This is a genomic window from Micromonospora sp. C41 (genome assembly GCF_018070485.1).
In the GTDB taxonomy this organism is placed as follows: domain Bacteria; phylum Actinomycetota; class Actinomycetes; order Mycobacteriales; family Micromonosporaceae; genus Micromonospora; species Micromonospora chalcea.
The window spans coordinates 46641-60281 of the sequence record NZ_JAGPXP010000016.1; the positions used below are offsets into that span (position 1 = coordinate 46641).

General features: G+C 72.7%; 14 protein-coding genes. 7 read left to right on the plus strand and 7 right to left on the minus strand.

What is annotated here, in order from left to right; all coding sequences use genetic code 11:
- Positions 1-342 precede the first annotated feature (342 nt).
- From KBX43_RS18395 to KBX43_RS18405, 3 genes are read right to left on the minus strand one after another with little or no spacing between them, the layout of a single operon-like run.
- Positions 343-1569, minus strand: a complete 1227-nt coding sequence (locus KBX43_RS18395) for a hypothetical protein (RefSeq protein WP_043327586.1) — start codon at positions 1567-1569, stop codon at positions 343-345.
- A 52-nt stretch (positions 1570-1621) separates the two neighbouring features.
- Positions 1622-3280 carry a GTPase gene (locus KBX43_RS18400; protein ID WP_166457394.1) on the minus strand — a complete coding sequence of 553 codons (1659 nt, stop codon included), beginning with the start codon at positions 3278-3280 and terminating at the stop codon, positions 1622-1624.
- 17 nt (positions 3281-3297) lie between these two features.
- Positions 3298-5115, minus strand: coding sequence for an ABC transporter (locus KBX43_RS18405; protein WP_064447964.1), 1818 nt, complete (start codon positions 5113-5115; stop codon positions 3298-3300).
- A 211-nt stretch (positions 5116-5326) separates the two neighbouring features.
- On the opposite strand from KBX43_RS18405, the gene dnaK reads away from it, so the two are divergent.
- From dnaK to KBX43_RS18430, 5 genes are all read left to right on the plus strand, one after another.
- Entirely contained in the window at positions 5327-7198 is a 1872-nt protein-coding gene (gene dnaK, locus KBX43_RS18410; protein WP_043327583.1) for a molecular chaperone DnaK, read from the plus strand.
- A 48-nt stretch (positions 7199-7246) separates the two neighbouring features.
- On the plus strand, positions 7247-7981 hold the full coding sequence (grpE, locus tag KBX43_RS18415) for a nucleotide exchange factor GrpE (RefSeq protein WP_043327582.1): 735 nt from the start codon (positions 7247-7249) through the stop codon (positions 7979-7981).
- A gap of 79 nt (positions 7982-8060) precedes the next feature.
- Positions 8061-9245, plus strand: coding sequence for a molecular chaperone DnaJ (gene dnaJ / locus KBX43_RS18420; RefSeq protein WP_210885910.1), 1185 nt, complete (start codon positions 8061-8063; stop codon positions 9243-9245).
- Between the two features lie 24 nt (positions 9246-9269).
- Positions 9270-9710, plus strand: coding sequence for a heat shock protein transcriptional repressor HspR (locus tag KBX43_RS18425; protein ID WP_030500539.1), 441 nt, complete (start codon positions 9270-9272; stop codon positions 9708-9710).
- Between the two features lie 186 nt (positions 9711-9896).
- Positions 9897-10103, plus strand: a complete 207-nt coding sequence (locus tag KBX43_RS18430) for a hypothetical protein (protein WP_043327580.1) — start codon at positions 9897-9899, stop codon at positions 10101-10103.
- A 59-nt stretch (positions 10104-10162) separates the two neighbouring features.
- On the opposite strand, the gene KBX43_RS18435 is transcribed toward KBX43_RS18430, so the two are convergent.
- The 4 genes from KBX43_RS18435 to KBX43_RS18450 all read right to left on the minus strand — a co-directional run bounded on the left by KBX43_RS18435 (position 10163) and on the right by KBX43_RS18450 (position 12778).
- Positions 10163-10591 carry a hypothetical protein gene (locus KBX43_RS18435; RefSeq protein ID WP_030500541.1) on the minus strand — a complete coding sequence of 143 codons (429 nt, stop codon included), beginning with the start codon at positions 10589-10591 and terminating at the stop codon, positions 10163-10165.
- A 164-nt stretch (positions 10592-10755) separates the two neighbouring features.
- Positions 10756-11973: a cation:proton antiporter gene (locus KBX43_RS18440; protein WP_210885913.1), complete on the minus strand. Its 1218-nt coding sequence runs from the start codon at positions 11971-11973 to the stop codon at positions 10756-10758.
- Between the two features lie 5 nt (positions 11974-11978).
- On the minus strand, positions 11979-12479 hold the full coding sequence (locus tag KBX43_RS18445; protein WP_064447962.1) for a cation:proton antiporter regulatory subunit: 501 nt from the start codon (positions 12477-12479) through the stop codon (positions 11979-11981).
- 68 nt (positions 12480-12547) lie between these two features.
- Positions 12548-12778: a winged helix-turn-helix domain-containing protein gene (locus tag KBX43_RS18450; RefSeq protein ID WP_043327577.1), complete on the minus strand. Its 231-nt coding sequence runs from the start codon at positions 12776-12778 to the stop codon at positions 12548-12550.
- 252 nt (positions 12779-13030) lie between these two features.
- Between KBX43_RS18450 and KBX43_RS18455 the strand changes: the two genes are divergently transcribed.
- The gene (locus tag KBX43_RS18455; RefSeq protein WP_113972283.1) at positions 13031-13348 is read left to right on the plus strand and encodes a DivIVA domain-containing protein; all 318 of its coding nucleotides are present in this window, start codon (positions 13031-13033) and stop codon (positions 13346-13348) included.
- Positions 13345-13599 carry a hypothetical protein gene (locus tag KBX43_RS18460; protein WP_073826847.1) on the plus strand — a complete coding sequence of 85 codons (255 nt, stop codon included), beginning with the start codon at positions 13345-13347 and terminating at the stop codon, positions 13597-13599. The genes KBX43_RS18455 and KBX43_RS18460 overlap by 4 nt, the downstream gene beginning before the upstream one ends.
- The last annotated feature ends 42 nt before the right edge of the window (positions 13600-13641 follow it).

Consider the following 13641-nt stretch of genomic DNA (forward strand, 5'->3'; position numbering starts at 1 on the left):
CCTCGCCGAGGTGGTGTGGATCAACCGAGGTCCGGCTGGTCAGGGCATCGGCAGGCGCATGATCGACACCACTTCGCCGTGCTGGTGTCGATCAAGGAGGTTCGGGGAGGCCCCTCGCGCGGGGCACCCAGGGCCGCATGATCGACACCGTTACGCCGTGCTGGTGTGGTTCCGGCCGGCTCGATGCAGCCACCTCGGCGAGGTGGCGTGGATCAACGAGGGGCGGGGCCACCGAGGGCCGGCGCCCGCATGATCGACACCAGTACGGCGTAGTGGTGTGGTTCCGGCCGGGGTGATGCCGCCACCTCGCCGAGGTGGTGCCGATCATGCGTGTGCGACTGCCTAGGCCGGGTCGTCGGTCAGGCGGTGGCGGTTCGCCTCGATCCAGGCGTTGAGCGCCTCCGGGTCGTCCGGGTCCACGCCGTCCGCCATCAGCTGGGCGACCGCCGCGGTGGCCGGGCTGCGCCGCTCACCGGTGCTGTAGAGCCGCGCGAACTCCGGGACCATCTCGGTGATCGCCTCGTCCGTCCGGGCGGACGCCGACTGCGACAGCCCGCGCTGCCGGGCCGCGTACGCCGCCCAGGCGCGCAGCACCCGGGGCAGCATCGCCGCGTCGTCCATGTCCAGCACGGCCCGGCGGTGCACCCAGTCGAGCAGGAACAGCTCGGCGACCATCGGGCTCCACCGCATCGGGTCGGCGTCCGGGAAGCTGGCCGCGTGGTCGAGCAGCAGGCCGAGGCAGAAGTGCAGTGAGGCCAGCTCGCCGTCGGCGACCTCGGGCAGGCCGAACCGGGACGCCTCGGGCGAGTCGAGGAATGCGCGTACCAGGCGGGTGCGCTCCTCGTCGGTGGGCGGCGGCACGACCGCCGGACCGGCCGGCGGGGTCGGCCCGGGCAGCGCGGCCAGCCGTGCGCCCACGAGCGCCCGGTCGGTGGCGAGCGAGCCCTGTGCGGGCAGCTCGGCGAGGTCGTCGGTGACCGCCAGGTGGCGGCTCACCTCGGCGTGCATCCGGGCCGGGTCCTCGGTACGGAACCAGGTGAACTCGTCCTCGGTGCAGATCTCCCGGGCCTGCTCCACGATCCGGGCCGCCGGGCCGCCGACGAAGACGTCCTTGGTGATGCCGATGTTGTGGTCGACCAGCGCCACCAGCGCGTGCTCGGGCCCGCCCTGTTCCTCGTCGTCGTACGCGAACGTGGCGAGGTAGGACGTCTGGTCGCCGTACACGTCGCCGTACGCCCAGGCGCCTGTGACGTGCACCCGGCCGAGCTGGCCGGCCCACGTCGGGGCGTACGCGCCGGGCCGGACCCGGGCGGCGCCCTCGGCGTCGGGCACCAGGGCGGCGAAGACGGCGCGCAGTGTGGTCGCGGCGGCGCTGCGCCGCCGGGACGTGGCGGCGAGGAAGCCGGTGACGAACTCGCGGACGGCCTGTTCCCGGTCGTGCTCCGCGACGGCGTAGACGCTGCCCAGCAACGCGGCGCCGAGCATCTCCGCGTCCAGGGCCGAGTCGAGCCTCGTCACGTCGCGCGCGGCGTGCAGAACCGCGTCGTAGGGGGTCTGTGGCGTGGCCATGCATCGACCCTACGCCGCGCGGGCCGCCCCCACACCGGTCAGCACGCCGGGTTCAGCGCCGCACGGCTTCGCGCAGCGCCTCCCGGGCCGTGCCGTAGCGGGTCAGCACCGCCCACACCGGGTCCAGCACGTACTTCTCGCCGACGCTGCCCACCGACGTGAGCAGGCGTCGCTCGGCCCGCGCCCGGGCCCGGCGGGCCGCCCACCCGACCACCGGCCGGGTCAGCGCCGCGATCAGCAGCCCGGCCAGCAGGCCACCGAGCAGCAGGACCGTCGGCCACGGCACCACGCCGAGCGTGGGGTGTTCCAGCGGGGGCAGGCCGAGCAGGCGCACCGCGTACCCGAGGAGCAGCCAGACCAGGCCGGCCAGCGCGGCCAGGGTGACCACCCACTGGAGCACGCCGACCACCCGCCACCAGGCCGGCCGGCGGTCCATGCCCAGGTCGGTCGCGGCGACCGCGTGGTCGAGCGCGCCCGGCAGGTCGGCCTGCCGGGACCGGGCCGCCGCGGTCACCGCGGCCGGCCACGGCGCCGGCAGACCGGCGCCGTTCCGGTCGGCCACCGCGCGGATCGCCAGCGTCAGCGCCGAGCGCTGCGCGGCTGTCGGATCGGGTACGGAGGTGGCCGCGACCAGGCTGTCCGCCGGCGCGTCCGGGTCCCGCCCGGGCAGGTGCAGCCGGCGCAGCGGGTCGGGTCGTAGCTTGCGCCAGCTCCGCAGCAGCGGCCAGCCGGTGTTGCTGACGGCCCGGTGCCGGTACGCCCCCTCGACCGCCGCCGCCACAGTCGGCACCCCGGCCGCCCCGGCCAGCGCCCGGTTCAGCTCCTGCGCCGAGGCGTCGCCGGGTTTGCTGCTCGGCGGTTCCGGCCCGACGAGCGGTTCGAGATCGGCCACCACGGCGTCCACGTCGCCGGAGAGCCGGCGCAGGGCGGCCTGCCGTTCGGCGACCGTACGCTCCAGCTCGGCCCGCAGGCCGCTCAGCCCGTTCGGGTCGACCGCTACCGTGGGCAGCAGCGGCACCCCGCCCAGCCCGTCCTCGTCGAGCAGCCGGCGCAGATCCTCGAGGACCTTGGGCAGCTCGGTCGGGTGCAGCCGGTCGGCCTGGTTGAGCACCACGACCGTGACGTCCTTGTGCCTGTGGAACTCGCGCAGATAGCTGGTGTGGATCACGCGGTCGGCGTACTTCTGCGGGTCGACCACCCAGACCACCAGGTCGACCAGGCCCAGCAGGCGGTCGACCTCCAGCCGGTGACCGTGCTGCACCGAGTCGAAGTCGGGCAGGTCGAGCAGGACGAGGCCGTGCAGCGTCGACTCGTCGTCGGCGTCCAGCGGGCTCTCCCGGACGAACCGGTGCCGGGGCAGCACGCCGATCCAGTCGAGCAGCCGGACCGCGCCGTCCAGCGGACCCCACACGCAGGCGTGCGCGACGCCGGTGGTCGGCCGGCGCACCCCGACCGGGGAGAGGTCGAGCCGGGCCAGCGAGTTGAACAGGCTCGACTTGCCGCTGCCGGTCGCGCCGGCCAGCGCGACCACCGTGTGCCGGCCGGAGAGGGCGAGCCGGTCACCGGCCCGCTCGACCACCGTGTGCGCGGCGACCAGTTGAGCGTCGGGCACATCGCCGTCCACCGCGGAAAGGAACCGCTGGATCGCCTGGAGGCGCTCGATCAGCACGTCCGGGTCGACCCGCTGCTCGCCGCGCAGCGCGTCCCGCATCCGTCCGACGACGTTACTCACTGGCGTCCGTCCTGCTCGGGGCTCGGAAACAGACCACTACGGTGCCGGGCCCGCTCGACCTCCAGGGCGGCCCAGCGCAGCGCCGCTCCCGCGTTGTCGGCCGGGCGCTCGGCCTCGGTGCGGGCCAGGAAGCGCTCGGCCTCCTCGGCCAGCAGCTTGCCGGTCCGGTCGAGCAGGTCGATCCGGGCCTTGCGGGCCAGGTTCCGCACCGCCTGGTCGCCGAAGATCGCCTGGAGCACGGTCTGCCCGGCGACCGCCGTGCCGGTGCCGGCGGCGACCTCCAGCCCGGTGGGGATGAACGCGGTGGAGGCGAACACGCCGATCATGACGGCGAGGCCGGTGGCGTTCACCGCGTACGCCGCGGTGCGGGCCACGAACCGCCGGTCGCCGCCCTCGACCCGGACCAGTTCCAGCACGCCGCGCTGCCAGTCGCGGACCAGCTGCTCGGCCCGCTCCGGCAGGTCGGCCGAGGCGTGGGCCAGGTCCGGCTCAAGCAGCGCCGCGCCGGCCGGGTGCGCCTTCCAACCGGTGTACGCGTTCTCCGCCGCCTCGGCGGCCACGCCGCGCAGCAGCGTGACGAGCTGCGACTCGATCGCGGTACGCAGTTCCGCGGCGGGCGCGGGCCGCCCGGTGACCGCCGCGACGACCCGGTCCCGCAGCCGGCCGATGCGTGCCTCCAGGCCCCGGAAGAACTCGCCGGTGCCGATGAACTCCTGCCAGCGGGCCAGCACCTCGCCGCGCAGCAGCCGGCCGTCCCGGAGCCCCTGGTCGACGCTCCGCTCGGCGCCCCGGTACGCGGCCCGTACCCGTTCGTCCAGCGCGTCGGCCGCGGTGCACTGCTCGTCGGCGGCCTCGGCGAGCGCCTCCACCACCGGGTGCAGCGCGGCCAGCGCGCCGTCGAGCGTCTGCCGGACCACCGCGGCGCGGGCGTCGGCGTCGGCGGCGAGCCGGGCGAACCAGTCACTGAGCGGGGCGGTGATCCGGTCCGGCAGCAGCCCCTGCCCATCCACCCAGGTCTCCGGCAGCACGAACAGCGGCGCGGCGCCCAGCTCCTGCTCGGCGAGCATCTCGGACAGGTGGGCGGCGACCTCGTCGGCGGCCTCCGGGGGGACCCGGTCCAGCACCATCGCCACTGCGGTGCCCCGGGCGCGGGCGCTGCGCAGCAGCTCCCAGGGGACGGCGTCGGCGTACCGGGCGGCGGTGGTGACGAACAGCCAGAGGTCGGCGGCGGCGAGCAGTTGCCCGGCGAGCGCCCGGTTGGCGTCGACCACCGAGTCGATGTCGGGCGCGTCGAGGAAGGCCAGGCCGGGCGGCAGCGCCGGTGCGGTGACCAGGTGCAGGGTGCCCGGCTGCTCGCTCGGCTCGGTGGTCCGGGTCAGGCCGGGCAGCAGCTCGCCCTGCCGGAACCAGGCCGCGTCGGTCGGGCTGCACACCAGCACCGGGGAGCGGGTGGTGGGGCGGAGCACCCCGGCCGCGCTGACCCGTGCCTGGACCAGGCTGTTGACGAGCGTCGACTTGCCCGCGCCGGTGGAGCCGCCGACCACCACCAGCAGCGGGGCGTCGAGCCGGGCCAGCCGGGGAAGCAGGTAGTCGTCGAGCTGGTCGGTGAGGCTCGTGGCGGCGTGCCGGGCCGGCTCGGCCGACGGGAGGGCGAGCGGGAAGCGGGCCGCGCCGATCGCCGACCGCAGGCCGGTGAGCGCGGCGGGCAGGCCCTCCGCGGCGTGCGCAGGCTGGTCGGCGCCGGTGGTGGCTCCGGTGCGGGCTGCGACGGCGGGCGCGCCGGCACGGGTGGCGGAATCGCCATGCGTCGTCACCGCTAAAGCGTGCCCGACCGACGCAAGGTAAGACAACCGGACAGTAGTAACGGTCGGGTTGCGCCGGGTCGGCTCAACCTCGACTTGCGGATTGGCGATGGCGTGGCACTATTGAGTCAAGTTCACTCAACTTGTGGTGCGGTCGCTTCCGGGCGGCCCTCCCGGGCAGGCCGTCTGACCTGCTCACCCGTTACGAAGCGAGGAAGCGAACATGGCACGTGCGGTCGGCATCGACCTCGGCACGACGAACTCCTGCGTCAGCGTTCTCGAGGGCGGTGAGCCCACCGTCATCGCCAACGCAGAGGGCTCGCGTACGACTCCCTCGATCGTCGCGTTCGCCCGCAACGGCGAGGTGCTCGTCGGTGAGGTCGCCAAGCGCCAGGCGGTGACCAACCCCGACCGGACCATCCGCTCGGTCAAGCGGGAGATCGGCACCAACTGGACCGTCGACATCGACGGCAAGAAGTACACCCCGCAGGAGATCTCGGCCCGCACGCTGATGAAGCTCAAGCGGGACGCCGAGGCGTACCTGGGCGAGCAGATCACCGACGCGGTGATCACCGTCCCCGCCTACTTCAACGACGGGCAGCGCCAGGCCACCAAGGAGGCCGGTGAGATCGCCGGCTTCAACGTGCTGCGGATCGTGAACGAGCCGACCGCGGCCGCCCTGGCGTACGGCCTGGACAAGGGTTCCAAGGAGCAGACCGTCCTGGTCTTCGACCTCGGTGGCGGCACCTTCGACGTGTCGCTGCTGGAGCTGGCCGAGGGCGTGGTGGAGGTCAAGTCCACCAGCGGTGACAACCAGCTCGGCGGTGACGACTGGGACCAGCGCATCATCGACCACCTGGTGAAGACGTTCCGCGGTGAGCACGGCATCGACCTCTCGCAGGACAAGATGGCCATGCAGCGGCTCAAGGAGGCGGCCGAGAAGGCCAAGATCGAGCTGTCCGCCGCCACCACCAGCAACATCAACCTGCCGTACATCACCGCCGGCTCGGCCGGCCCGCTGCACCTCGACGTGACGCTCAGCCGCGCCGAGTTCCAGCGCATGACGCAGGACCTGCTGGACCGCTGCAAGGGCCCGTTCGAGCAGGCCGTCAAGGACGCCGGCATCAAGATCTCCGACGTCGACCACGTCATCCTGGTCGGCGGCTCGACCCGGATGCCGGCCGTCACCGACCTGGTCAAGCAGCTCACCGGCCGGGACCCGAACAAGGGCGTCAACCCGGACGAGGTCGTCGCCGTCGGCGCCGCGCTCCAGGCCGGTGTGCTCAAGGGCGAGGTCAAGGACGTCCTGCTGCTCGACGTGACCCCGCTGAGCCTGGGCATCGAGACCAAGGGCGGCATCTTCACCAAGCTCATCGAGCGCAACACCACCATCCCGACCAAGCGCTCCGAGGTCTTCACCACGGCCGACGACAACCAGCCGTCGGTGCTGATCCAGGTGTTCCAGGGCGAGCGGGAGATCGCGGCCTACAACAAGAAGCTCGGCACCTTCGAGCTGACCGGCCTCCCGCCGGCCCCGCGCGGCGTGCCGCAGATCGAGGTCACGTTCGACATCGACGCCAACGGCATCGTGAACGTGCACGCCAAGGACCTGGGCACCGGCAAGGAGCAGAAGATGACGATCACCGGCGGCTCCTCGCTGCCGAAGGACGACATCGAGCGGATGCGCCGGGACGCCGAGGAGCACGCCGACGAGGACAAGCGCCGCCGCGAGGAGGCCGAGACCCGCAACGTGGCCGAGGCGCTCCAGTGGCAGACCGAGAAGTTCCTCGCCGAGAGCGGCGACAAGCTGCCCAGCGAGAACCGTGACCAGCTCAACGAGGCGCTCGGCGAGCTGCGCAGCGCGCTCGGCGGCCAGGACATCGAGAAGATCAAGTCCGCGCACGAGAAGCTGGCGCAGGTCTCCCAGCAGGCCGGCTCGCTGCTCTACGCCCAGCAGCAGGAGGGCGAGCAGGCGGCGCCGGGTGGCGCGGCCGGGCCGGGCGCCGGCGCGGGCGCGGGCGCGACCGGTGGCCCGAAGGCCGGCGGCGACGACGACGTGGTCGACGCGGAGATCGTGGACGAGGACAAGAAGTGACATCCGGTCCCGGACACGATTCGCACGGCAGAGGGATGAGGTAACCGCATGACGGACAAGCCACGCGCGGCCGACCCGGGTGCCACCGGGTCGGCGGGCGCCGGCAAGGACGCCGGCGACGAACCCCGGGTCGTCATCCGCGACAAGCGCAAGCTCGGCAAGGTGACCGAGCAGCCGGCGAACGACGCCTCGGCGGCGGACGCCGCTGCCGACGCGCCCGCCGAAGGGCTGGTCGAGGAGGCCGAGGTCGTGGTCGACGAGATCGGCGGCGAGGCCGAGGTCACCGGGCCGACGGTGGTCGACTCCCCGGCCGAGCCGAGCGGGGAGACGGAGGCGACCGCGCCGCTCGGCGCCGAGCTGGAGTCGCTCCGCACCGACCTGGAGGAGCGCACCCGCGACCTCCAGCGGGTCACGGCGGAGTACGCCAACTACCGCAAGCGGGTCGACCGGGACCGCAACCTGGTCCAGGAGCAGGCCACCGGCACTGTGCTCAGCGCGCTGCTGCCGATCCTGGACGACCTGGACCGGGCCCGTGAGCACGGCGATCTGGTGGGCCCGTTCGGCAGCGTGGCCGAGCAGCTCACCGCCGCGCTGGGCAAGTTCGGCCTGACCGCGTTCGGCGAGAAGGGCGACCCGTTCGACCCGACCCGGCACGAGGCGGTGGCGCACCAGACCTCCGCCGACGTGACCGAGTCGACCTGCGTACAGGTCATGCGCCGCGGTTACCAGCTCGGCGAGCGGCTGCTGCGGCCCGCCATGGTCGCGGTCGCGGACCCGGAGTAGTGCCGACCCGTGACGTCCCGCCCGCCCCCACCGGGCGGGCGGGACGGCCGGGCTTCGACCCGTGGAAGGGGGTGGACCGGTGAGTTCCAAGGACTGGATCGAGAAGGACTACTACGCCGCGTTGGGCGTGGAGAAGTCCGCCTCCTCGGACGAGATCAAGAAGGCGTACCGCAAGCTGGCCCGGGAGTCGCACCCGGACCACAACCCCGGCGACACCGGGGCCGAGGAGCGGTTCAAGACCGTCTCCGAGGCGTACGCGGTGCTGGGCGACGAGAAGAAGCGACGCGAGTACGACGAGATGCGCTCGCTGTTCGGCTCGGGCGCCTTCCGCCGCAGCGCCCGCGGCGCGGGCCAGCCGGGCGGCGTGCCGTTCGACGTCTCCGACCTGTTCGGCGGCGGCGCGGGCGGCGGGGACACCCGGTTCGGCGGCGGCGGTTTCACCGACCTGTTCAGCTCGATCTTCTCCGGCGGCGGCGGGGGCGGCGCGGCGCGTCCGCGCGGTCCGGCGCGGGGCCGGGACGTCGAGACCGAGGTGGCGCTCGATTTCGAGGATGCGGTACGCGGCGTCACGCTGCCGCTGACGCTGCGCGCGCCCGGCGTCTGCGACACCTGCCACGGCAACGGCGCGAAGCCGGGTACCCAGCCGGTGGCCTGCCCGGTCTGCCACGGCGCCGGCGTGACCACCCGCAACCAGGGGTCGTTCAGCTTCTCCGAGCCGTGCCGCAACTGCCAGGGCGTCGGCACGATCGTCGAGGAGAAGTGCCCGGAGTGCCACGGCACCGGCGGTGTCACCAAGACCCGCACGCTGAACGTGCGCTTCCCGGCCGGGGTGGCCGACGGGCAGCGGATCCGCCTGGCCGGCCGGGGTGAGCCCGGTGAGCGGGGCGGCGCGGCCGGCGACCTGTTCGTGCAGGTGAAGGTCCGCCCGGACGAGCTGTTCGGGCGTACCGGGGACGATCTGACCCTGAACGTCCCGATCACGTACGCCGAGGCGGTCCTCGGCACCGACCTGCGCGTGCCGACCCTGGACGGGACGGTGACGCTGCGGGTGCCACCGGGTACGCCCAGCGGGCGGGTGCTGCGTGCCCGCGGCAAGGGCGTCGTACGCAAGGACGGCCGCGCCGGTGACCTGCTGGTCACGCTCGACGTGGTGGTCCCGGCGAAGGTCTCGGACGAGGCGCGGGCGGCGCTGGAGACCTTCGCGGAGCAGACTCCGCCCGCCGCGCGGGAACATCTCGACGCGCGGGTACGTCGATTCAGTTGACGGCGGCAGCGGAGGTGAGCGGGCATGTCGGAGGAGTACGTCGGCTCGGGTGACCCGGCCTACGAGGCCAAGGTGTTGATGATCTCGGTGGCTGCGCGGATGGCGGGGATGCACCCCCAGACGCTGCGCCAGTACGACCGGCTGGGCCTGGTGCAGGCGGGCCGGGCGTCCGGCGGTGGCCGCCGGTACAGCGTCCGGGACGTGGTGCTGCTGCGCGAGGTGCAGCGGCTCAGCCAGGACGACGGGATCAACCTGGCCGGGGTCAAGCGGATCATCGGGCTGGAGCGGCTGCTCGAAGAGGCACAGCAGCGGGTGGCCCGGCTGGAGGCGGAGCTGGACGCCGCGTACCGGCGGATCGCCGAGCTGGAGTCGCTCGGTGGCTTTGCCCGCGGCGACCTCGTGCCGACCAACCGCACGTCCACCGCGCTCGTCGTCTGGCGACCACGCCGCGCTCCCGACCGCTGACCTTTCACCGGAAGGCCGGCGCGCCCCGCTCCCCCGGGGCCGCGCCGGCCTTCGTACGTCCGGCCCTCGTGCGTCCCTGGTTCGGGGCGCTCGTCGGGGAAAGCGGGATGCGGCAGGGCGCTGTCGACTAGGCTCGCCGGTAGGGCCAAAACCCCTAAATCGGACGCCGAGTTGGCAGGGGGAGCCATGGCGGAACCGGCTAAGAAGGTGGCGGAACGCGCCGAGGAACGGCTGGAGAAGGTGGCCGAGAACGTCCGCGAGCGGTTCGACCGGGTCACCGAGGGACGCTTCAGCGACAAGGTCAAGGAAGGGCGCTTCGCCGACCAGACGGACCACGGCGTAGACCGGGCCCGGGACGACGAGAGGCGCAAGAAGCAGGGCGGGTCGACCTGACGATCCGCCGACGTGCGGGCCGGGATCCACGGGGGATCCCGGCCCGTTCGCCGTTCGCGTCAGAGGCGGCGGTTCTCGCGGACCAGGCCGCCCTCGCACCAGTCCCGGTAGACGAACAGGTCGGGCCGGGCGAGCAGCACGCGGCTGTTGTGCGCCCAGTTGCGCATCAGGTCGTCACCGGCGCGTTCGGCCTGCTCGACAAGCTTGCGGAACCGGCGTTTGGGATGGGCGCGGAAGTTCGTCCGGATGCCGTCGGCGGCGTAGATGTAGAGGCAGTGCAGCGCGAACCGCCGGGCCGGGCAGCGCTCGTCCATCGCCAGGTCGAACAGCGTCTGCACCAGATGGTCACCGGCGACCAGCAGGTCCCAGTCGGGCGGCATCGAGGTCAGCGGCACCGAATCCGGTTGATAGGCCCACGCCCGGAGTTCGGCGGGCGAGGGATCGACCGGATTGGCGAAGCCGTGGAACGTATCTTCCTGCACGCTCACCGGCCGACCTTCCGCTTGCGCTGGCGGGGGCACCGGCCACCCGCGGACCCTGGCTGCTGGGCCGAAACGTTAACGCGGCTGAGCGGAGCAGTGGTAGACCTTCCGGGGATCAATTTGACAACGCCGGGCCGGATCTGCCTGTGGCAGGTCCGGCCCGGCGCGGGTCAGTCCCCGGTCGGCGCGGGCAACGCCGCTGCCGCACGGGCGGCGGCGGCGCGGGAGCGCAGCCACTGCTTGAACCACTGGGTGTCGGGCAGCCGGGCGAGCAGCGGCCCGGTCACCACCGTGATCAACACGTACGCGGTGGCGAGCGCCGCCAGCTTCGGGTTCACCGGGTAGGCGGCCGCGACGGCCAGTCCGGCGATGACGATGGAGAACTCGCCGCGCGGGGTCAGCGCCAGGCCGGCCCGCCAGCGACCGGGCTCGGCGATCCCCGCCCGGAGGGCGGCCAGGTAGCCGGTGGCCACCTTCGTCGCCATGGTGACCACTGCCAGCACCAGCGCCGGCAGCAGCACCGGCGGCATGTCCAGCGGGTTGGTGACCAGCCCGAAGAACACGAAGAAGACAGCGGCGAAGAGATCCCGCAGCGGGGAGAGCAGTTCGGTGGCGTGGTGCGCCACCGGCCCGGACAACGCGATGCCGACCAGGAACGCGCCGACAGCGGCGGAGACCTGGAGTTTGGCCGCGATACCGGCGACCAGCAGGGTCAGGCCGAGCACCCCGAGCAGGAGCGCCTCCGGGTCCTTGGCGGAGAGCGCGGCGGAGATCAGGTGGCCGTACCGGATCGCCACGGCCAGCACCACGACGACGGTGAACACCGCGATGGCGAGCGCGATGCCGCCCTTCATCAGGCCGACCCCGGCGAGCAGCGCGGTGACCAGCGGCAGGTAGAGGGCCATCGCCAGGTCCTCGATCACCAGGACGGAGAGGATCACCGGCGTCTCCCGGTTACCGACCCGGCCCAGGTCGCCGAGCACCTTGGCGATCACGCCCGAGGACGACACCCAGGTGACGCCTCCGAGCACCACTGCGGCGACCCAGCCCCACCCGAGCAGCAGCGCGAACCCGAAGCCGGGCAGCGCGTTGAGCACCGCGTCGATCAGACCGGCCGGCGCGGCCGAGCGGAGGTTGCCCACCAGTTCGTTGGCGCTGTACTCCAGGCCGAGCATGACCAGCAGCAGGATCACGCCGATCTCGGCGCCGACGGCGAAGAACTCCTCGCTGGCGTTGAGCGGCAGCAGGCCACCGTGCCCGAACGCCAGGCCGGCGAGCAGGTAGAGCGGGATGGGCGAGACACCGACGCGACGGCTCAGCCGGCCGAGCAGGCCGAGCAGGAGCAGCAGCGCACCGACCTCGATGAGCAGGATTGTGGTTTCGTGCATACGCGTCAGACGTCCGGGTCGGTCTCGGCGAGGATCGCGGTCACGCCGTCGAGCCCCTGGCGGGTACCGACCACGACGACCACGTCGCCGGCTTCGAACCGGAAAGTGGGATCCGGCGAGACGTTCACCGTGCCCTGACGCAGCACGGCGACGATCGACGCGCTGGTCCGGGTCCGGGCCTTGGTGTCACCCAGCCGCTTGCCGACGTACTTCGAGCCGGCCGGAATGGCGATCTGCTCGGTCAGCAGCCCGGCGGCCTGCTCGCGCAGCCCGGAGAGCTGACCCAGCATCAGCGACGCGCCGAGGATGTCGGCGAGCGCCTCCGCCTCGTCGTCCGTCAGGGGGATGTCGTGCTGACAGGAGTCGGGATCTTCCGGGTCGTAGAGGACCAGGTCGCGACGGCCATTGCGGTGGGAGACCACGCCGAGCCGGCGGCCGGACTCCGTCATCAGGTCATGACGTACGCCGATACCCGGCAGGGCGGTCTGTTCGACACGTACTCGCACGCGGGTGAGGCTACTCCGGGCGCGCACCTGCTGCGTCCGGGGTCGATCGATCGCCCGTCATCGTGCGATCAGGGGGTCTCGTCCCGACCGGTTACGTAGGTGCCCTTGCCCTGGTGCCCCTCGACGAGACCTTCGGCCTGAAGGATCAACAGCGCCGACCGGACCGGCTCTGCGGACACTTGGTAGTGCGCGATCAGTTCACGCAGGGAGGGGAGTTTGTCGCCGGGGCCGTACTCGCCCGAAGCGATCTTGTCTCTGATGTCCTGCGCGATTCTCTGACGGTCTGAAACTCGGGGCATGGCGGCAACTCCTGGTAGGCCCCAAGATCTTCCCACGAGTCAGACCGGTCAGCCAACACTTCGCGTGCTAAGCATGCTCACTCCTTGTCATACAATGCTTTGCATTGTATGTTGCTCGTGCGGATGCCCTCGGCGGAACGCCTGGTAGGCAAACCGGCCCTCCGGTTGGCACCCGTGGTCGGCGCGACTGGTCGTGCGCGGCCAGTCGTGTCGCCTTACCCGTCTCCTTGGCCTGGAAGAAGGGACAGTGTCGTGCGCAATCTCCTGCGAATACGTCCGAAGCGGCGGAACGCGCGCCCGCCCGACTCCGCGCCGGGCGCCGCGTACCGCTCCGCGTCGTACCTTCCGCTCCGGCCCTGGCAGGTGCGGGGCCGCCGCTTCGCGACGCGCCGCCGGGGGCTGGACCCCGCCGAGGTCGCCGCGTTCCTCGACCGCGTGGCCGGTGACCTCGCCGCCGCGTACGCCGAAGTCGCCCGGAGCCGTGAGGAGACGGCGCGGATCAAGGGCGCGTTGCGCGAGTGGCAGTCCCGTCAGGCTCCCTCAATGCGCGACCTGGCCGGGCGGCCGTGACCGGGCGGTACGTGATCCATCTGCCGGTGCGCGCGGCGGATCTGGCCCGGGCGAAGATGCTCGGTCGCACGGCCGGCCGGTCGTTGGCGTTCCTCGCGGTGGTGGAGTTGGGCGGGATCACCGTGTCGACGGAGGACGACCAGGCCGTACGCCATTGGGTTTTCTGCGACCGCAAGCTGGACGGCGGCCGGCGTTGCGTGCTGCGCGCCGACCACGAGACGCCCTGCCTCGCGCGCCTCCCGCGTCGCTGAGATCTTGGTACGAAAGCGCCCCTATGAGGGCCGTTTCGTACC

Excerpts from the sequence above, each read along its gene's own strand:
- KBX43_RS18395 (WP_043327586.1), bottom strand. The coding sequence starts at position 1,569 with ATGGCCACGCCACAGACCCCCTACGACGCGGTTCTGCACGCCGCGCGC.
- KBX43_RS18400 (WP_166457394.1), bottom strand. The coding sequence starts at position 3,280 with ATGCGGGACGCGCTGCGCGGCGAGCAGCGGGTCGACCCGGACGTGCTG.
- dnaK (WP_043327583.1), top strand. The coding sequence starts at position 5,327 with ATGGCACGTGCGGTCGGCATCGACCTCGGCACGACGAACTCCTGCGTC.
- grpE (WP_043327582.1), top strand. The coding sequence starts at position 7,247 with ATGACGGACAAGCCACGCGCGGCCGACCCGGGTGCCACCGGGTCGGCG.
- KBX43_RS18425 (WP_030500539.1), top strand. The coding sequence starts at position 9,270 with ATGTCGGAGGAGTACGTCGGCTCGGGTGACCCGGCCTACGAGGCCAAG.
- KBX43_RS18430 (WP_043327580.1), top strand. The coding sequence starts at position 9,897 with ATGGCGGAACCGGCTAAGAAGGTGGCGGAACGCGCCGAGGAACGGCTG.
- KBX43_RS18440 (WP_210885913.1), bottom strand. The coding sequence starts at position 11,973 with ATGCACGAAACCACAATCCTGCTCATCGAGGTCGGTGCGCTGCTGCTC.
- KBX43_RS18450 (WP_043327577.1), bottom strand. The coding sequence starts at position 12,778 with ATGCCCCGAGTTTCAGACCGTCAGAGAATCGCGCAGGACATCAGAGAC.